Source organism: Streptomyces liliiviolaceus, from assembly GCF_018070025.1.
Classification (GTDB): domain Bacteria; phylum Actinomycetota; class Actinomycetes; order Streptomycetales; family Streptomycetaceae; genus Streptomyces; species Streptomyces liliiviolaceus.
In genome coordinates this window covers 7,911,489-7,929,786 of record NZ_JAGPYQ010000001.1, presented here as the reverse complement: position 1 = coordinate 7,929,786, position 18,298 = coordinate 7,911,489, and the positions used below count along the sequence as shown (strand labels likewise).

General features: G+C 70.8%; 16 protein-coding genes. 10 read left to right on the top strand and 6 right to left on the bottom strand.

What is annotated here, in order from left to right; genetic code table 11:
- Position 1: 1 nt before the first annotated feature.
- Positions 2 to 634: a PadR family transcriptional regulator gene (locus tag J8N05_RS33565; RefSeq protein ID WP_210889436.1), complete on the top strand. Its 633-nt coding sequence runs from the start codon at positions 2 to 4 to the stop codon at positions 632 to 634.
- Here the strand turns inward: J8N05_RS33565 and J8N05_RS33560 are convergent.
- The 4 genes from J8N05_RS33560 to J8N05_RS33545 form a co-directional block, all read right to left on the bottom strand.
- Complete coding sequence (locus J8N05_RS33560) at positions 631 to 1,842, bottom strand: serine hydrolase domain-containing protein (protein ID WP_210889434.1); 1,212 nt, start codon at positions 1,840 to 1,842, stop codon at positions 631 to 633. The genes J8N05_RS33565 and J8N05_RS33560 overlap by 4 nt on opposite strands.
- Positions 1,843 to 1,968: 126 nt before the next feature.
- Positions 1,969 to 3,216 carry a glycosyltransferase gene (locus J8N05_RS33555; protein ID WP_210889432.1) on the bottom strand — a complete coding sequence of 416 codons (1,248 nt, stop codon included), beginning with the start codon at positions 3,214 to 3,216 and terminating at the stop codon, positions 1,969 to 1,971.
- A 173-nt stretch (positions 3,217 to 3,389) separates the two neighbouring features.
- Positions 3,390 to 4,073, bottom strand: a complete 684-nt coding sequence (locus J8N05_RS33550) for a glycerophosphodiester phosphodiesterase (protein WP_210889430.1) — start codon at positions 4,071 to 4,073, stop codon at positions 3,390 to 3,392.
- Positions 4,074 to 4,098: 25 nt separating this feature from the next.
- On the bottom strand, positions 4,099 to 5,130 hold the full coding sequence (locus J8N05_RS33545) for an adenosine deaminase (protein ID WP_407699952.1): 1,032 nt from the start codon (positions 5,128 to 5,130) through the stop codon (positions 4,099 to 4,101).
- A gap of 515 nt (positions 5,131 to 5,645) precedes the next feature.
- Between J8N05_RS33545 and J8N05_RS47645 the strand changes: the two genes are divergently transcribed.
- Positions 5,646 to 5,960 (top strand): DUF4190 domain-containing protein, encoded by a 315-nt coding sequence (locus J8N05_RS47645; RefSeq protein ID WP_247706612.1) that lies wholly within the window; start codon positions 5,646 to 5,648, stop codon positions 5,958 to 5,960.
- 482 nt (positions 5,961 to 6,442) lie between these two features.
- On the opposite strand, the gene J8N05_RS33535 is transcribed toward J8N05_RS47645, so the two are convergent.
- A complete protein-coding gene (locus tag J8N05_RS33535; RefSeq protein WP_210889424.1) occupies positions 6,443 to 7,042 on the bottom strand; it encodes an NADAR family protein in 600 nt (199 codons plus the stop codon).
- A 176-nt stretch (positions 7,043 to 7,218) separates the two neighbouring features.
- Between J8N05_RS33535 and J8N05_RS33530 the strand changes: the two genes are divergently transcribed.
- The 8 genes from J8N05_RS33530 to J8N05_RS33495 all read left to right on the top strand — a co-directional run bounded on the left by J8N05_RS33530 (position 7,219) and on the right by J8N05_RS33495 (position 16,996).
- A complete protein-coding gene (locus tag J8N05_RS33530) occupies positions 7,219 to 8,739 on the top strand; it encodes a gamma-aminobutyraldehyde dehydrogenase (protein ID WP_210889422.1) in 1,521 nt (506 codons plus the stop codon).
- A 50-nt stretch (positions 8,740 to 8,789) separates the two neighbouring features.
- Entirely contained in the window at positions 8,790 to 10,034 is a 1,245-nt protein-coding gene (locus J8N05_RS33525) for a polyamine ABC transporter substrate-binding protein (RefSeq protein WP_210889420.1), read from the top strand.
- A 47-nt stretch (positions 10,035 to 10,081) separates the two neighbouring features.
- On the top strand, positions 10,082 to 11,251 hold the full coding sequence (locus tag J8N05_RS33520) for an ABC transporter ATP-binding protein (protein ID WP_210890554.1): 1,170 nt from the start codon (positions 10,082 to 10,084) through the stop codon (positions 11,249 to 11,251).
- The gene (locus J8N05_RS33515; protein WP_210889418.1) at positions 11,251 to 12,180 is read left to right on the top strand and encodes an ABC transporter permease; all 930 of its coding nucleotides are present in this window, start codon (positions 11,251 to 11,253) and stop codon (positions 12,178 to 12,180) included. Before J8N05_RS33520 ends, J8N05_RS33515 begins: the two co-directional genes overlap by 1 nt.
- Complete coding sequence (locus tag J8N05_RS33510; RefSeq protein ID WP_210889415.1) at positions 12,181 to 12,981, top strand: ABC transporter permease; 801 nt, start codon at positions 12,181 to 12,183, stop codon at positions 12,979 to 12,981.
- A 29-nt stretch (positions 12,982 to 13,010) separates the two neighbouring features.
- A complete protein-coding gene (locus tag J8N05_RS33505) occupies positions 13,011 to 14,453 on the top strand; it encodes an NAD(P)/FAD-dependent oxidoreductase (RefSeq protein ID WP_210889414.1) in 1,443 nt (480 codons plus the stop codon).
- 146 nt (positions 14,454 to 14,599) lie between these two features.
- Positions 14,600 to 15,076, top strand: a complete 477-nt coding sequence (locus J8N05_RS33500; protein ID WP_210889412.1) for a hypothetical protein — start codon at positions 14,600 to 14,602, stop codon at positions 15,074 to 15,076.
- A gap of 84 nt (positions 15,077 to 15,160) precedes the next feature.
- A complete protein-coding gene (locus J8N05_RS33495; RefSeq protein ID WP_407699951.1) occupies positions 15,161 to 16,996 on the top strand; it encodes a chitinase in 1,836 nt (611 codons plus the stop codon).
- 25 nt (positions 16,997 to 17,021) lie between these two features.
- Here J8N05_RS33495 and J8N05_RS33490 read toward each other — a convergent pair whose 3' ends face one another.
- A complete protein-coding gene (locus tag J8N05_RS33490) occupies positions 17,022 to 18,296 on the bottom strand; it encodes an McrC family protein (RefSeq protein WP_247706610.1) in 1,275 nt (424 codons plus the stop codon).
- Positions 18,297 to 18,298 lie beyond the last annotated feature (2 nt).

Genomic DNA, 18,298 nt, shown 5'->3' with positions numbered 1-18,298 from the left:
CATGGCGTTGCGCAACGCGGTGATGGCCGCGCTCCTGGAGGGCGAGGCGTCCGGGTACGACCTCGCGAAGGGCTTCGAGGCCTCGGTCGCCAACTTCTGGATGGCCACCCCCCAGCAGCTCTACCGCGAGCTGGAGCGCATGGAGGGCGAAGGGCTCGTCTCCGCCCGTGTCGTCCAGCAGGAGCGCCGGCCCAACAAACGGCTCTTCTCGCTCACGGAGTCCGGGCGCCGGGTCCTGCGCGCGTTCGTCACCGAGGGCCCCGCGAAGCCCCTGGCCATCAGGGACGAGCTGATGGTCAAGGTCCAGTGCGTCGACATCGGGGACACCGACGACATCGAGGCCGTACGGACCGCGGTCGCCGAGCGCGTCGAACGCTCCGCCGCCAAACTCGCCCGCTATCTGCGGATGCGGGAACGCATGCTGGCCGGCCGCACCGAGGACGAACATCTCGCCTCCGCCGACCGCATCGGCCCCTACCTCACCCTCCAGGGCGGCATCGCCCTGGAGCGGGGGAACCTCCAGTGGGGCGAGACCGTCCTGAAGCGCCTCGCACAGCGCGTCGCGGTCCTCGACGGCCCGGCCGCCCCCGCTCCCACGCCCGCCCCCGCCCCCACGGGCGAACCCACCTCCTAGCCGCCCTCACCCCCGAACGCCGCCCGTACGATCCGCTCGGCCACCGGGTTCATGTCCTCCGACTTGGCGTCCGTCGCGTTGACCGAGTACACGAGCGTGCGGGACAGATCGCGGGTGGCCGCGACGAGCGTGCTGTATCCGGGACGCGCCCCCGACTTCAGCCAGAGGATCGTGCCGTTGCCCAGGTCGAACCTCTGGAGACCGGCGCTCATGGTCGCGCCCGGCACATCGGGGAGAGTGAACATCTCCTTTTCCAGGAGGGGTTGAGGGACCAGTCGGCCCCGGAAGAGCGCGTGCAGGAGCCGTTCCAGGTCCGCCGTCGTGGAGATCATGTCGCCCGCGGCCCACCGGTCCGACATGTTCCACTCGGTGGCGTCCACCAGCCTGCCGTCCGCCAACCTCTGGTAGCCGCGGTTGTGCGGTCCGTGGATGCGCGGGTCGGGGCCGCCGGGGAAGGACGTGTGCCGCATCCCGGCCGGCCGCAGGACCCGTACCGTCGCCTGGTGTTCGTACGAGTCGCCGGTGACCTTCTCTATGAGGAGGCCGAGCACGGTGTAGTCGATGTTGCTGTAGTTCTGCCGCTCGCCGGGGCGGAAGGCGGGGCCCTGGGCGACCGAGGCGGCGACCACCGCCTCGGGCGTCAGCGTCTCGTACCGCCGCTCGTACCCCTCGCCGTTCACGTCCCCCAGCGACGAGCCGGGCTTCAGGCCGCTGGTGAAGGTGAGCAACTGCCGTACGGTGACGGGCTCGAAGGCCTTCGAGAGGAGGCCGGGGAGGTAGGTCTGGACGTGCCCGTCCAGGTCCACCCGGCCCTCGGCGGCGAGCTGGAGCACCACGGCCGCGGTGACGACCTTGGTCGTGGAACCGGCCCGGAACCGCCCGTCCGCCAGCGCCTCGCGCCCACTCGGCAGATCGTGCACCCCGGCGCTGCCCCGCCAGACACCGTCCGTGCCCGACACCCGTACGAGCGCGGCCGTCGCGTCGTCGTCCGGGAGCCCCGCGAGCGCGGCGCGCAGGGCCCGCCCGGTGGCCGGATCGACGCCCTCCGGTCTCCCGGTGTCCCGCTTCCCTGGGTCCGCGGCCACGGTCGCCCGTACGGAGGCCGTGGGTGCGGAGGCGGCGAGGGCGGTCCCGGCGACGGGGCCCGCGGTCAGGCCCAGAACCACGAGGGCGGCACAGGCGGTACGGGTACGGGCACGGACATGCATCGGCTGACTCCCGGGTGATCGGTGACCTTCATCCTCCGGGGCGTACGCCGTCCTGCGGATCCTCCTCCGGGAGGGCGGCGACCCTGGCCGGTCCCCGAGCAACTTCCTTACTGGGCAAGGGTGTTGTCAGGGGTTTCCCTGAGGGACCTGCACCGGGTGATCCCGGAGAGGCATGTCGAGGAGGAGCTTCGCGGCCACCGTCGCCCCGTCGGTGCGGATCGTGCCGGACACCTCCCTCGCCCGTGTACGCGTCTCCGGCGCGAGGGCCGCGGTGAGCGCGGCCGACAGGGAGTCGACCGTCGGCGTCGGGGCCTCGTGCGCCACGCCGATGCCCAGCTCGGCCACCCGCCCCGCCCAGTACGGCTGGTCCGCGATCCGGGGGACCACCACCTGGGGCGTGCCGGCCAGGGCCGCCGCGGTCGTCGTACCCGCGCCCCCGTGGTGCACGACGGCGGCCACGCGGCGGAACAGCGCCTGCTGATTGACCTCGCCCACCACGAAGCAGTCGTCCGAGTCGTCGACCGCGGCCAGGTCCGCCCAGCCGCGGGCGAGGAGGACCCGGCGGCCCCGCGCGCGGCCCGCCTCCGTGGCCACCCGGGCGATGTCCTCGGGGGCGTGTGAGGCCATGCTGCCGAAACCCACGTACACCGGCGGTTCGCCCGCGTCCAGGAACGCGTCGAGATCCGCCGGGAGCGGCCGGTCGTCGGGGAGGATCCACGCGCCCGTGTGCACGAGGTCGAGGTCCGTCCTGCCCCGCGACGGCCACAGCGTCGGGTCCGCCGCCAGCCACGGGCGGTCGGTGAGGACGTGGTCGCGGACGTTGTCCACCGGCGGCAGGCCGAGCGCCGCACGGCCGCTGTTGAGGGCCTCGCCGTACAGCGCGTTCACCCGCTGGGCGTCCTGCTCCCACAGCACCCGGTTGTCGGTCTCGTCCTGCGGGGACGGTGTGCCCGGCCGCCGCCCCGGCGGGAAGTGCCGCGACGGCAGGCCCAGCGTGTGGAAGCACGCCAGCACGTAACGAAGGCCCAGCTTCTCGGCCACGTCCCGGGCGCCGGCCGGCATCAGGCCGGTCGCCACCAGCGCGTCACTGCCCTCGGCCGCCGCGGTGAGCGTCTCGAACCGGGCCGCGACCAGCTCGGGGGCCAGCCGGAACGCGTCCTTCGCCGTCGGCGGCCTCGGACCGGCGACCACCGAGCGCACCGACGGACCGAGCGGCACCCGCGGCACACCGGCCCGCGCCAGCAGCGCCGTGAACTCCTCGTCGGGCGGCGCGCACACCCGTACCTCCGCGCCCAGTTCCCGCAGCGCCACCGCCAGTCCCGCCAGCGGTTCGACGTCTCCCCGCGATCCCCACGTCGTCAACAACACGCGCACTTCGCGACCCCCACTGTCCGCGGATTCCGGCTTTCGGCCGCTGATTCTGCGGGACGGCCCGGGGCTTGCCGCAAGCCCCCAGGTGGGCTATAGCTTGGTAGTGGCGGGGAGTTCGATCTCCCTGCCTTTTCTCTGCGCTCGGTACGCGCGCTCAGTACGTGCTCAGTACCTGCTCAGGCCGGGGTCAGGGAGCGGAGGGTGTCGACGCGGTTCGTCGTGATCGAGTCGACGCCCGCGGCGAGGAGTCGCCGCATGGACCGCCGGGTGTCGGGCGTCCACACCGAGACCAGATATCCGTCCCGGTGGACCCTCTCGACGAGGTCGCGGTCCACCAGCCCGAAGCGGTAGTTGAGCCACCGGGGCCGTACGGCGTCGAGCAGCCCGGGCCGCGGCGGGGCGACGCTCGTCCAGGTGAGGGCGATCTCCGCGGCGGGGTCGGCGGCACGGACGGCCAGCATGGCGGCGGCCCCCGCGCAGTAGTACACGCGCTCCTCGGCGCCGAAGTCCCGCACGACCTCGACGATCCGGCGGACGGTACGGGCGTCCGGCCGGCCGGGCAGGTCGATCATGAGCCGGCCCTCGTCCGTCGCCTTCAGGGCCTCCTCCAGCGTGGGAATCCCGCCCGAGGTCAGCCCCCGCACCTCGTCGGCCGAGAGCGAGCGCAGCGGCCGGTCCTGTTCCCACAGCCTCTTCAGCGTGTCGTCGTGCAGCAGGACGGGCACGCCGTCGCGGGTCGGCCGGACGTCGATCTCCACGGCGTCCGCGCCCCGTCGGAGCGCGGAACGCAGGGAGTCGAGCGTGTTCTCACGGACGCGGTAGGGGTCGCCGCGATGGGCCACGGCAGTCACGGTACGCATCGGCCCATTGTGCTGGTGCGCCCGCTCAGGGCGCGAGCCACCCGGCGGTGTACGTGTCGATCTCCGCCGCCAGCGCCGCCTTGCCGGGGGTGTCCAGGAAGGAGACGTCGACGGCGTTCTTGGCGAGCTCGGCCAGGCCCCGCTCGTCGAGGTCGAGGAGGCGGGCGGCGACCGCGTACTCGTTGTTGAGGTCGGTGCCGAACATCGGCGGGTCGTCGGAGTTGACGGTGACGACCACGCCGGCCCGTACGAACTCCTTGATCGGGTGCTCGTCGAGGGTGCGGACCGCGCGGGTGGCGATGTTGGAGGTGGGGCACACCTCCAGCGGGATGCGGTGCTCGGCGAGGTGCGCGAGCAGCTTCGGGTCCTGGACGGAGCTGGTGCCGTGGCCGATGCGCTCGGCCCGCAGGTCCGTCAGCGCGTCCCAGACCGTCCCGGGACCGGTCGTCTCGCCCGCGTGCGGCACGGAGTGCAGGCCGGCCGCGATCGCACGGTCGAAGTACGGTTTGAACTGCGGCCGGGGTACGCCGATCTCGGGGCCGCCGAGCCCGAAGGAGACCAGGCCCTCCGGGCGGAGCTTGTCGGTGGTGGCGAGCCGGACCGTCTCCTCGGCGGATTCGAGCCCCGCCTCGCCGGGGATGTCGAAGCACCACCGCAGGATCGTGCCGAAGTCGGCCTCGGCGGCGATCCGGGCGTCCTCGATGGCGTCCATGAAGGCGCCCTCGTCGATACCGCGGCGGGTCGACGAGAACGGCGTGATCGTCAGCTCGGCGTAGCGGATCTGCTGCCGGGCCATGTCACGGGCCACCTCGTACGTGAGCAGGCGGACGTCCTCGGGGGTGCGGATGAGGTCGACGACGGACAGGTACACGTCGATGAAGTGGGCGAAGTCGGTGAACGTGAAGTAGTCGACCAGTGCCTCGGGGTCCGACGGGACCTTGGAGTCGCTGTGGCGGGCGGCCAGCTCGGAGACGATCCGGGGGGAGGCGGAGCCGACGTGGTGGACGTGCAGCTCTGCCTTGGGCAGTCCGGCGATGAAGGCGTGCAGGTCGGTCAAGGTTCCTCCCCAGGAACGGCGCCGGGCCGGTGTGCGGCGGGTGGGCGCGGGTGATCGGCTGATCGGTGGTGCGGTGCTTCGGGGATCATCGTAGGCCGCGGTCCGGGTGCGGGGAGGTCTGGGCCGTAGCATGACGCCACGTACGACTGAGGGGGACTTTGCGCATGTCCGAGGACGCGAAGGCATCGGGTGGGGCGGCCGACGAGCCGAATCCCTGGGCTCCGCCGGTGGACGCGGAGGCCTCGCGGAAGGCCGGGCCGCCCTCGGTGCACGACCGGCAGACCGTGACGTCGTTCCCGGCGGCGCCGGATCCGTACGCGGCTCCGGGGGCGTCCGCGGTTCCGCCGCCGCCGGTTGCGCCGGGAGGGCCGGGGCAGGTGCCGTACGGGTACGGGCCTGGGCCTGTGCATGGGTACGGGCATGGACACGGACACGGGCATGGGTATCCGGCTTACCCCGTGCAGGGTGGGCCCGGTTACGGGTGGCCGGGGATGCCCGGGATGCCGGGGATGCCCATGGCGCCGAGCAATGGGCTCGGGACCGCGTCGCTCGTGCTCGGGATCGTCGCGGCGGTCGGGTTCTGTCTGTGGCCGGTGTCGCTCGTGTGCGGGATTCTCGCGCTGGTCTTCGGGGTGATCGGGCGGGGGAGGGCTCGGCGGGGGCAGGCGACGAATGCGGGGCAGGCGTTGGCGGGGATCATCTGTGGGGCGGTCGGGATCGCGCTGGGCATCGCGTTCCTGGTGGTGCTCCTGGTCCTGCCCGACACGGAGATCGATGACTCGGGGACTGGGGACGACGGCTTCAGCACGTCGTTGACCGCGGTCGGCTGAGCGGGTGTTTGTGCGGTCGTTCGTGGCTGGTGCGGGTGAGTGGGGGCTGGGGTTTTTGCGCAGTTCCCCGCGCCCCTAGGGGTGGTTTCGGCGGGTGTGTGGGGGCGGGTGTGTGGGGGCTGAGGTTTTTGCGCCGTTCCCCGCGCCCCTGGGGGTGGCTTGGGTGGGTGGTTGGGTGCGGGTTGTCGTGGGCTGGTCGCGCCGTTCCCCGCGCCCCTGGGGGTGGGTTCGGCGGGTGTGTGGGTGCGGGGGAGTGGGGGCTGGGGTCTTTGCGCCGTTCCCCGCGCCCCTGGGGGTGGCTTGGGTGGGTGGTTGGGTGCGTGGTTGTCGTGGGCTTGTCGCGCCGTTCCTCGCGCCCCTGGAAGCCCGCGGTGGTCGGGCCCCTTTAGGGGCGCGGGGAACTGCGCGGTCAGCCCCCACCGGGCCCGCAGGTGAACACGTGGTCAAGCCCACCGGGCCGCAGGCCGGTCCTGTCGGGCCGTTCAAACGGAGCGCAAGCGCTCCCTCGCTGTCATCAGGGCGAAGCCCAGGAGGTTCGGGCCCTGCCAGCGCGCGGGGTCGGACGCCCGGTCGTCGTCCGCGGCCAGCCCGATGCCCCAGACCCGGTCCACGGGACTGGCCTCCACCAGCACACGCTCACCCGTACCCAGCAGGAACCCGCGAAGTTCGTCGTCCGACGCGAACTTCGCCACGCTTCCCTCCACCACGATCCCGAACCGCTCCCGCTCCCAGACGGACTCGTCGAACCCCCTCACCAGCCGCCCCGCCTTCTTCGCGAGCGCCGGATTCGGCGCGTCGATCGCGCGCCGCTCCGCCTCCGCGTCACCGAAGAGCCGCGCCTTGCGCGCCATCATCCAGTGCTCCGCCGTGCGGTACTCCACCCCGTCCACCGTGAACGGCGACGGCCACCACTGGCTCAGACAGCTCGACCCGAGCCGCCCGTCCGCCCGCGGCCGATGCCCCCAGAAGTGCAGGTACTTGACCTTCGCCCCCGCCCGGACCGCGCTGACCAGCGCTTCCCGGGACGCGATCCCCGATTCGATCTCCCCCATGCACGCGAGTCTGGCACGCACCACTGACAATCCGTCCCGCCTTTTCCTCGGCGACTCGACACCTGGTCGACAGATTCCGTCGCGTAACCAAATGGCAACAACGGAATCACTTGTTGGAGCACCATTGCTCTGTCAGGATCGGCACTCAAATCGAGCTGGAGCTACGCCGACCCCTCGGGTTCGGGGATGCGGCGGAGGAGAGCGAAATGCACAATCCGGGCCATCGCTTCCAGGCGCAGGACCGCTTCGCGGACGGCGCGCAGTACATCGCGGGCCGGCCGGTCAAGGGCACGTCCGGCCGGAGCCACACCGTCGTCGACCCCGCCACGGGCGACGACCTCCACACGTACGAGCTGGCGGGCACGGACGACGTGGACGCGGCGGTGGAGGCCGCGCGGGAGGCGTTCCCCGGCTGGTCCGGAGCCACCCCGGGCGAGCGCTCCGACGCCATGCACCGCTTCGCCGCCGTGCTCGCCGAGCGCGCCGAGGAGTTCGCGCAGGCCGAGTCCCTGCAGTGCGGCAAGCCGATCAAGCTCACCCGGGAGTTCGACGTCCCGGGCACGATCGACAACACGGCCTTCTTCGCGGGCGCGGCCCGGCATCTCCAGGGGCAGTCGGCCGGTGAGTACTCCGGCGACCACACCTCGTACGTACGGCGTGAGCCCATCGGGGTGGTCGGGTCCATCGCCCCCTGGAACTATCCGCTCCAGATGGCCGCCTGGAAGGTCCTCCCGGCCATCGCCGCAGGCAACACGATCGTCCTCAAGCCCGCCGAGCTGACCCCGTTCACCTCCCTGCTCTTCGCCGAGGCGGCGACCGCGGCGGGCATCCCGGACGGGGTCGTCAACGTCGTCAGCGGGGCGGGGCGGGACGCCGGTGAGCATCTGGTCGGGCACCCGGACGTCGTCATGACCTCCTTCACCGGGTCCACCGCCGTCGGCAGGCGTGTCGCCGAGATCGCCACCTCCACGGTCAAGCGCCTGCATCTGGAACTCGGCGGCAAGGCGCCCTTCGTGGTCTTCGACGACGCGGACCTGGAGGCCGCCGTGCACGGCGCGGTCGCGGGCGCGCTCATCAACACGGGCCAGGACTGCACGGCAGCCACGCGCGCGTACGTGCAAAGGCCCCTCTACGAAGAGTTCGTTTCGAGGACCGCGGAGCTGATGGAGAGCGTCCGGCTCGGCGATCCGTTCGCCCCGGACACCGACCTCGGGCCGCTCATCTCGTTCGCCCAGCGCGACCGGGTCGCCGCTTTCGTCGACCGGGCGCGCTCCTCCGCGCGCGTGGTCACCGGCGGTGAGATCCCGAAGGGGCTGGAGCACGGCGCGTACTACCGGCCGACCCTGATCGCCGGCGCCGCGCAGGACAGCGAGATCGTGCAGTCCGAGATCTTCGGCCCGGTCCTGGTGGTCGTGCCCTTCGACAGCGACGACGAAGGCATCCGCCTCGCCAACGACACCCCGTACGGCCTCGCCGCCTCCGCGTGGAGCCGTGACGTGTACCGGGCGAACCGGGCCACGCGCGAGATCAAGGCGGGCTGCGTGTGGGTCAACGACCACATCCCGATCATCAGCGAGATGCCCCACGGCGGTTACAAGGCGTCCGGCTTCGGCAAGGACATGTCCTCGTACTCGTTCGAGGAGTACACACAGATCAAGCACGTCATGTTCGACAACACCGCGGTGGCCAGGAAGGACTGGCACCGCACGATCTTCGGGGACCGTTAGTCACTGCCGGCCCGGACCAGGCCGAACCCTCCCGAAAGGGCACCACGAGCATGGAGCAGTACGAGCCCGACCAACTGTCCCCGGCCCGCCTGGCCGCCGTGCGGCGCGGCCTGCGCAACGGCAGGGCCTCCCTCAGCCGCCGTTCGCTGCTGCGCGCCTCGACGGGCGGCGCACTCGCCCTCGGCGGACTCGGGACCCTGAGCGCCTGCGGGATCCCCGCGGCGAAGAACACCGCGGGCGTCTCGTCCGAGGACCACTCGGCCAAGGAGAAGCAGATCAACTTCTCCAACTGGACCGAGTACATGGACGTCGACGACAGCGAGAAGCGGCACCCGACGCTCGACACGTTCGCCGAACGCACCGGCATCAAGGTCAAGTACACCGAGGACATCAACGACAACGTCGAGTTCTTCGGCAAGCTCAAGCCGCAGCTCGCGGCGGGCCAGGACACCGGGCGCGACCTCATCTGCGTCACCGACTGGCTGGCCGCGCGGCTGATCCGCTTCGGCTGGGTGCAGAAGCTGGACGCCTCCAACCTGCCGCACGCGTACGCCAACCTCTCCCAGCAGTTCCGCACCCCCGACTGGGACCCGGGACGCGCCTACTCGTATCCCTGGACCGGTATCTCCACCGTCATCGCCTACAACAAGAAGGCGCTGGACGGCGTGGAGGTGAAGTCCCTCTCCGACCTGCTCGACAACCCGAAACTCAAGGGGCGCGTCGGTTTCCTGTCCGAGATGCGCGACAGCGTCGGGATGACGCTGCTCGACCTGGGCAAGGACCCGGCGAAGTTCACCGACGACGACTTCGACGCGGCGATCGCCCGGCTGCAGAAGGCCGTCGACAAGGGCCAGATCCGCCGCTTCACCGGCAACGACTACACGTCCGACCTCACCAAGGGCGACCTCGCGGCCTGTCTCGCCTGGGCCGGCGACGTCGTCCAGCTCAAGGCGGACAGCCCGGACGTCGACTTCCTCATCCCGGACAGCGGCTATCTGACGTCCACGGACAACCTGCTCGTCCCCAGCAAGGCACGGCACAAGTCGAACGCCGAGCGGCTCATCGACTACTACTACGAGCCCGGTCCGGCGGCGCAGCTGGCCGCGTACATCAACTACGTCTGTCCCGTCGACGGTGTGAAGGCCGAACTGGCGAAGATCGACAAGTCGGCGGCCGACAACCCGCTGATCATTCCCGACGCCGCCATGGCGGCCAAGTCGCACTCCTTCCGCTCCCTGAGCACCGAGGAAGAGACGGCTTACGAAGAGAAGTTCGCAAAGCTGACGGGGGCGTGATCACCGTGACCACCAACAACAGTGCGAAGAGCACCGCGAAGAGCACCGTGAAGAACGGCACGACGAGCGGTACGGGGGCCGGCGGTGACGTCCGCCTCTCCGGCATCAGCAAGACCTACGGCTCCTTCACCGCCGTCCGGCCGCTCGATCTGACCGTGCCCCAGGGCTCGTTCTTCGCCCTCCTCGGAGCCTCGGGCTGCGGCAAGACCACCACGCTGCGCATGATCGCCGGTCTGGAGGAACCTTCCTCCGGAACGGTCTTCCTCGGCGAGCAGGACGTGACGACCCTGCCCCCGTACAAGCGGCCCGTGAACACCGTCTTCCAGTCGTACGCCCTCTTCCCGCACCTCGACATCTTCGAGAACGTCGCCTTCGGTCTGCGCCGGCGCGGCATCAAGTCCGTGAAGAAGCAGGTCGGCGAGATGCTCGACCTGGTCCAGCTCGGCGAGCAGGCCCGCAAGAAGCCGCACCAGCTCTCCGGCGGCCAGCAGCAGCGCGTCGCCGTGGCCCGCGCGCTGATCAACACCCCCAAGGTGCTCCTTCTCGACGAGCCCCTCGGCGCCCTCGACCTCAAGCTGCGCCGCCAGATGCAGCTGGAGCTCAAGCGCATCCAGACCGAGGTCGGCATCACCTTCATCCACGTCACGCACGACCAGGAGGAGGCCATGACCATGGCCGACACGGTCGCCGTGATGAACGCGGGCCGTGTCGAGCAGCTCGGCTCGCCCGCCGACCTCTACGAGAACCCGCAGACCACGTTCGTCGCCAACTTCCTCGGCACCTCCAACCTCATCGAGGCCGAGGTGGACGCCAGGAGCGGCGACGAGATCGTCCTCAGAGCGGGCGGCGGCAAGCTCGTCCTGCCCGAGGCCCGATGTTCGGCGCCCACGACGGCCGGCGGCAAGGTCCTGGTCGGGGTCCGCCCCGAGAAGATCTCCCTCACGCACGCCGACGAGGCGGGCGAGATCCCGGCGGGCCGCAACCGCATCACCGGCACGATCGCCGACTCCAGTTTCATCGGCGTCTCCACGCAGTACGTCATCGACAGCCCGGTCTGCCCGGAGTTCGAGGTCTACGCTCAGAACATCGACCGCGACCCCCGGCTCGTACCCGGCGCCGAGGTGGTCCTGCACTGGAATCCGGCGCACACCTTCGGCCTGGACGCCGCCCAGGACATCGACGCGGGCATCGAAACGGTCGAGGAAGAGGCGGCCTGATGACGACCGTCACCGACGCGCCACCCCTGGCGCCCACCCCCGCGCCGAAGGAGCGCCCCCCTCGCAGAAGGGGCCGCCTCACCCCGTACTGGCTGCTGCTCCCCGGCATCCTGTGGCTGGTCGTCTTCTTCGCGCTGCCGATGGTCTACCAGGCCTCCACGTCCGTGCAGACGGGCTCCCTGGAGGACGGGTACAAGGTCACCTGGCACTTCGCGACCTACTGGGACGCGGTGGCCGACTACTGGCCGCAGTTCCTGCGCTCCATCGCCTACGCGGGCACCGCCACGATCCTGTGCCTGCTGCTCGGCTATCCGCTCGCGTACCTCATCGCGTTCCGCGCGGGCCGCTGGCGCAATCTGATCCTGATCCTGGTCATCGCGCCCTTCTTCACCAGTTTCCTGATCCGCACGCTCGCCTGGAAGACGATCCTCGCGGACAGCGGCCCGGTCGTCGGCGCCCTCAACACGCTGCACATCCTGGACGTCACGAGCTGGCTGGGCGTCACCGCGGGCGACCGGGTCCTGGCCACCCCGCTCGCGGTGGTCTGCGGTCTCACGTACAACTTCCTGCCGTTCATGATCCTGCCGCTCTACACCTCCCTCGAACGCATCGACGGGCGGCTGCACGAGGCGGCCGGCGACCTGTACGCGCGGCCCTTCACCACCTTCCGCAAGGTGACCTTCCCGCTGTCGATGCCCGGGGTCGTCTCCGGGACGCTGCTGACGTTCATCCCGGCGAGCGGCGACTACGTGAACGCCGACCTGCTCGGCTCCACCGACACCCGCATGGTCGGAAACGTCATCCAGACGCAGTTCCTGCGCATTCTCGACTATCCGACGGCCGCGGCCCTCTCCTTCATTCTCATGGCGGGAATCCTGGCCATCGTCACGCTCTACATCCGCAAGTCCGGGACGGAGGATCTGGTCTAGATGGGCCTCTTGCGCTGGTTCAGAAACCGTCTCGTCGTCATCGCGGGTCTGCTGACCCTCGGCTATCTGCTGCTGCCCAACATCGTCGTCACCGTGTTCTCCTTCAACAATCCGAAGGGGCGCTTCAACTACGAATGGCAGCAGTTCTCCACGGACGCCTGGACCGATCCCTGCGGGGTCGCCGGCCTCTGCGGCTCGCTCTCACTGAGCCTGCAGATCGCCGCCTGGGCGACCCTGGGCGCCACCGTCCTCGGCACGATGATCGCCTTCGCGCTCGTCCGCTACCGCTTCCGCGCGCGCGGCGCCGTGAACTCGCTGATCTTCCTGCCGATGGCGATGCCCGAGGTCGTCATGGCCGCCTCGCTGCTCACGCTCTTCCTCAACCTGGGCGCCCAGCTGGGCTTCTGGACGATCCTCATCGCCCACATCATGTTCTGTCTGAGCTTCGTCGTCACCGCCGTCAAGGCCCGCGTGATGTCGATGGACCCGCGCCTGGAACAGGCCGCGCAGGATCTGTACGCGGGCCCCCTGCAGACCTTCCTGCGGGTGACGCTGCCCATCGCCGCGCCCGGTATCGCCGCGGGAGCGCTGCTCGCCTTCGCGCTCTCCTTCGACGATTTCATCATCACCAATTTCAACGCCGGTTCGACCGTCACGTTCCCGATGTTCGTCTGGGGTTCCGCACAGCGCGGAACACCCGTCCAGATCAATGTCATCGGTACGGCCATGTTCCTCGTCGCCGTACTGTTCGTGCTGGCCGGAATGGTCATCGGAAATCGCCGCAACCGCCAGAAGGCATAACCGCATCACATTCGTTGGGAGTTGAAATCATGGCCCCGAGCGCCATGAGCCGTGACAACGATCGGACCGACAGGAACTGGGCGAAGTCGCTCTCCGACGTCCAGCCGATCTCGTACTGGCTGGACGACCCCGGCAAACCCCGCCCCGAGCCCGCGCTCACCGCCGCCGAGACCTGCGACCTGCTCGTCGTCGGCGGTGGCTACAGCGGACTGTGGACCGCGCTCCTCGCCAAGGAACGCGACCCCGGGCGCGAGGTGGTCCTGCTGGAGGGCCGCGAGGTGGGCTGGGCCGCCTCGGGCCGCAACGGCGGATTCTGCGCCGCCTCCCTCACCCACGGCCTGTCCAACGGTCTGACCCGCTGGCCCGACGAGATCCACCAGCTGGAGGAGCTGGGCGCCCGCAACCTCGACGGCATCGAGGCGACCGTGGCCCGCTACTCCCTCGACTGCGACTTCGAGCGCACCGGCGAGATCGACGTGGCGACCGAGCCGTACCAGGCGGCCGAACTGCGCGACTGGCACGAGGAGCTGAAGGAGCGCGGCCTCGCCGACGGCGTCGAGCACCTGGACGCCGACGCCGTACGGGAGCAGGTCAACTCACCGACCTTCCTCGGCGGCCTGCACGACCGCCGGGGCGTCGCCATGCTGCACCCCGCCAAACTCGCCTGGGGACTCAAGCGCGCCTGCGTCGAACTGGGGGTGCGCGTGTACGAGCACACGCCCGCGCTCACCCTGAAGGCGCACGGCGCGGGAATGGCCGTACGCACGCCGTACGGGAGCGTGCGCGCCCGCCGGGTCGCGCTGGGCACGAACATCTTCCCGAACCTGGTCAAGCGCGTGCGCCCGTACACCGTGCCGGTGTACGACTACGCGCTGATGACCGAGCCGCTGACCGCCGGACAGCTCGACTCGATCGGCTGGAAGGGCCGGCAGGGGCTCGGGGACTCGGCGAACCAGTTCCACTACTTCCGGCTGTCCGCCGACAACCGGATCCTGTGGGGCGGCTACGACGCGGTCTACCCGTACGGGGGCCGGGTGCGCGCCGAGTACGACGACCGGCCGGACACGTACGCGAAGCTCGCCGGGCACTTCTTCACCTGCTTCCCGCAGCTGGAGGGCGTCCGCTTCACCCACGCCTGGGGCGGCGCGATCGACACGTGCTCCCGGTTCTCCGCCTTCTTCGGCACCGCGCACGGGGGCCGGGTCGCCTACGCGGCCGGCTACACGGGCCTCGGGGTCGGCGCGACCCGGTTCGGCGCGGACGTGATGCTCGACCTGCTGGCGGGGGAGCGCACGGAGCGTACGGCGCTGGAGATGGTCCGCAGGAAGCCGCTGCCCTTCCCGCCGGAGCCGTTCGCGTGGACGGGCATCGCGCTCACCAAGTGGTCCCTCGCCCGCGCGGACGCCCACGGCGGCCGGCGCAATCTGTGGCTGCGGACGATGGACCGGGTGGGTCTGGGCTTCGACAGCTGAGCGGGTTCGACGGCTGCACCGGTTCGCCGGCCGAGCGGCAGGGACGACTTCCACAATTCGTTGCCGAAAGCCGCGTAATGCCAGGCCCGGACCTCCCTCTCTCCTGTGACGCGACCAGCGTCGACACGAGAGAGGGAGGTTCCGCCATGACAGGGGCGAAGACGGCGGTCGAGTGGCTGGCATCCGTGGCACCGGACCCGGAAGCCTGCCGCTTCGAATGGGAGCGCAACCCGATGGGGGTCGCGCTGCTGCCGGCGGGCAAGGTCTGGGACGTGCTCATCCTGCCGGGGCAGCTCGGCTATCCGACGCTCGACGTGCTGTCCCGCGTGCTCGACCAGCCAGGTCCCGTGCTCGTCGACTTCGGTGACGCGCGCATGGGTTTCTTCGTCCCGCCGGGGACGGCCGCGCGCTGGCTGGGCACGGGGGTGCGTACGGCGGGCCGTGGTACGTGGATCGTCGTCCCGTATCCCGGGCGCTCGACCGGCGGGGTCCGCTGGCTGATCCCCCCGGACGGCTCCGGCACGCTCACGGATCCGGCGCTGCTGGAACTGGCCATGCACGAGGCGGCGGCGGGGCTGGCGACCGAGGAACGGGGCGGGGCCGGTGACCGCGACGGCGGATAGCTGCCGGAGGTCTTGACAACAGCATTGGTCTGGACCAAATTGAGCGCGCTCCACCCTCCATCTCCCCCACGCCAGGAGGCAGTCGTGGATCGCGCCAGACCTCTTCCCGGACCTGTTCGCAGATCTGCTCGCAGATCCGTCCTCGCCGTCTGTGCGGCCACCGTCCTGGCCGTACCCGGTATGACCGCGCTCTCGTCGGCCGCCCGTGCGGCCGACGCGGACCTGGCCCGCAACGGCGGATTCGAAGCGGGCCTCGACGGCTGGTCCTGCACGGCGGGCTCCGTCGTCGGCTCACCCGTCCGCAGCGGTGCCTCGGCGCTGCAGGCGACCCCGGCCGGCAGCGACAACGCGCAGTGCGCGCAGACCGTGACGGTCAAGCCCGACTCCCAGTACACGCTCGCCGGACACGTCCGCGGCTCCTACGTCTACCTCGGCGCGAGCGGCACCGGCACCACCGACGTCTCCGCCTGGACCCAGCCCGCGCCGGACTGGCAGCGGCTCGCCACGACCTTCCGCACCGGCCCCTCCACCACCCGGGTCACGATCTACACGCACGGCTGGTACGGCACAGGTGCCTACTACGCCGATGACATCTCCCTGGTCGGCCCCGGCGGCGACGCGGTGCAGCCACCGGCCGCGCCCGGCGCCCCCACGGTCGGCACGGTCACGTCCACCGGCGTCGGCCTGTCCTGGCCCGCGGTGCAGGGCGCGACGGGCTACGCGGTCTACCGCAACGGGACGAAGGTCCAGACGCCGACCGGCACGTCGACCACCGTCACCGGCCTCACCCCCTCGACGGCGTACTCCTTCCAGGTCACCGCCGTGAACGCCGCCGGGGAGTCCGCGAAGTCCCCGGTCGTCACGGCGACCACCGCGGCGGGCCCGGGCGGCGGCGACCCCGCCGACCTGCCCGCCCACGCCCTGGTCGGCTACCTCCACGCGAGCTTCGCCAACGGGTCCGGCTACACGCGGATGGCCGACGTCCCGGACAGCTGGGACGTCATCGACCTGGCCTTCGGCGAACCGACCTCGGTGACCTCGGGCGACATCCGCTTCGACCGCTGCCCGGCGGCCGAGTGCCCGGGGGTCGAGTCCGACGCCGAGTTCAAGGCGGCGATCAAGGCGAAGCAGGCCGCGGGCAAGAAGGTCCTCATCTCGATCGGCGGCCAGAACGGCCAGGTCCAGCTGACGACCACGGCGGCCCGCGACACGTTCGTCTCCTCGGTCTCGAAGATCATCGACACGTACGGGCTCGACGGCCTGGACATCGACTTCGAGGGCCACTCGCTCTCCCTGAACGCCGACGACACCGACTTCAAGAACCCGAAGACCCCGGTGATCGTGAACCTCGTCTCGGCGGTGAAGACCCTCAAGGCCAAGTACGGCGCCGACTTCGTCCTCACGATGGCTCCGGAGACGTTCTTCGTGCAGCTCGGCTACCAGTACTACGGAACGGGCAAGTGGGGCGGCCAGGACCCGCGCGCCGGCGCGTACCTCCCGGTCATCCACGCCCTGCGCGACGACCTGACGCTGCTGCACGTCCAGGACTACAACTCCGGCCCGATCATGGGCCTCGACAACCAGTACCACTCCATGGGCGGGGCCGACTTCCACATCGCCATGACCGACATGCTCCTCACCGGCTTCCCGGTGGCGGGCGACGCGGCGAACGTCTTCCCGCCGCTGCGCCCGGACCAGGTGGCCATCGGCATGCCGGCCACGACGAACGCGGGCAACGGCCACGTACCGTCGTCCGAGACCAACAAGGCCCTCGACTGCCTGACGAAGAAGACGAACTGCGGCTCGTACACGACCCACGGCACCTGGCCCGCCCTGCGCGGCCTGATGACGTGGTCGATCAACTGGGACCGCTTCGGCGGCTGGGAGTTCTCGAAGAACTTCGACGGCTATTTCGGCTGAGGTCTCCGGCACGGCGGCGGAGCTGTCAGTCCAGCGCCGCCGCCAGCACCCTCGCGAGCGCCGGCCCGCGCTCGGCGCCTTTCAGGGCGTCGAGCAGCGGCGGCAGGCCGAGGGACACCGATCGGACCCGGGCCGACGTGCCGCCGTCCCAGCGGCGCACGGTGATGTCTTCACGGGGTCCGGACACCCCGCCGGGGTGGAGCAGCACACAAGTCGGCGCACCCTGCCCAGGCTGCCGGGCGAGGGCGTGGGCGTAGAGGAAGGCTTGGTAGAGATCAGGTGTGCCGACCTTCCTGTCGTCGTACAACTTGTACTTGATGTCGACGGGACGGGTCAGCGGCTCCCCGTCCCGGCTGCCCGAGATCATGACGTCCGGGCGTACCTCGCTGTAGTGGCGTCCGGTCCGCTCGTTGCGCAGCACACCGCGGTGGCGTGACTGATCGCGGACGGTGAACCCGGTGCCGGCCGCGGCTTCCCGGAGCAGCCGGGTGGCAAAGGCCTCGAACAGCACGTTCATGTCGATCAGGAACGTCCGGGAGGCCAGCGATCCCGACGTGAAGAGGTCGCGCACGCCGCCGCCCGACAACAGGAGTGCCGCCCACCGGTGCGCGCCCTCGTAATGGGCGTTGTGGCGGTGGTAGTCGAGTCCGTCGAGCGCCGAGCGCAGATCACCGAGGCGGGTCGGCGCGAGCCCGGCGAACCGGGCCGCCGCCCGTCGGGCCCTGGCTCGTACGGCGGGGGAACTCGCCGTGCGGGCCGCGAGATCGACGGCCGCGCCGCACAGCCGGTTGTCCACGATGTCCGTGTCGTGCTCGTCGAACCGGCAGGCCAGCCGGTCCAGCCGCCCGTAGTGCCGCAGCACCTGACGCTCCGCCAGCAGACGGCCCCGGACCATGGGCAGTTCGTCCTCGATCGTCACGTAGTCGCGGCGCACCCCGTGCGCCAGCAGCCGCTCACAGTGCTCCGTCACCAGGAGCGCGACCAGATCGCGGAGGTGGGGAGCGCCAGCACGTACGGTGCGTACGGCTTCCAGCGAGGGCAGTTCGCGTCCGGCCGCGTACTCCAGCATTCGCAGGACGTCGAGCTCCTCGCCCAGGTACTTGGGCAGGACGCGGATCTCGCAGGCGTCGAGACGGACGACACCCACGAACGGACCGGCCGCCAGCTCCAGCCGCCCACCCGCCAGTTCACGCACCCGGATGCGGGTGCCGAGCTCCTCGCCCGCGCACATCAGCCGGTCGGCGGCGCTCAACCGGATCCCCTCGACGACGCGCGTCTCGTACTCCCGCAACGTGACCACGG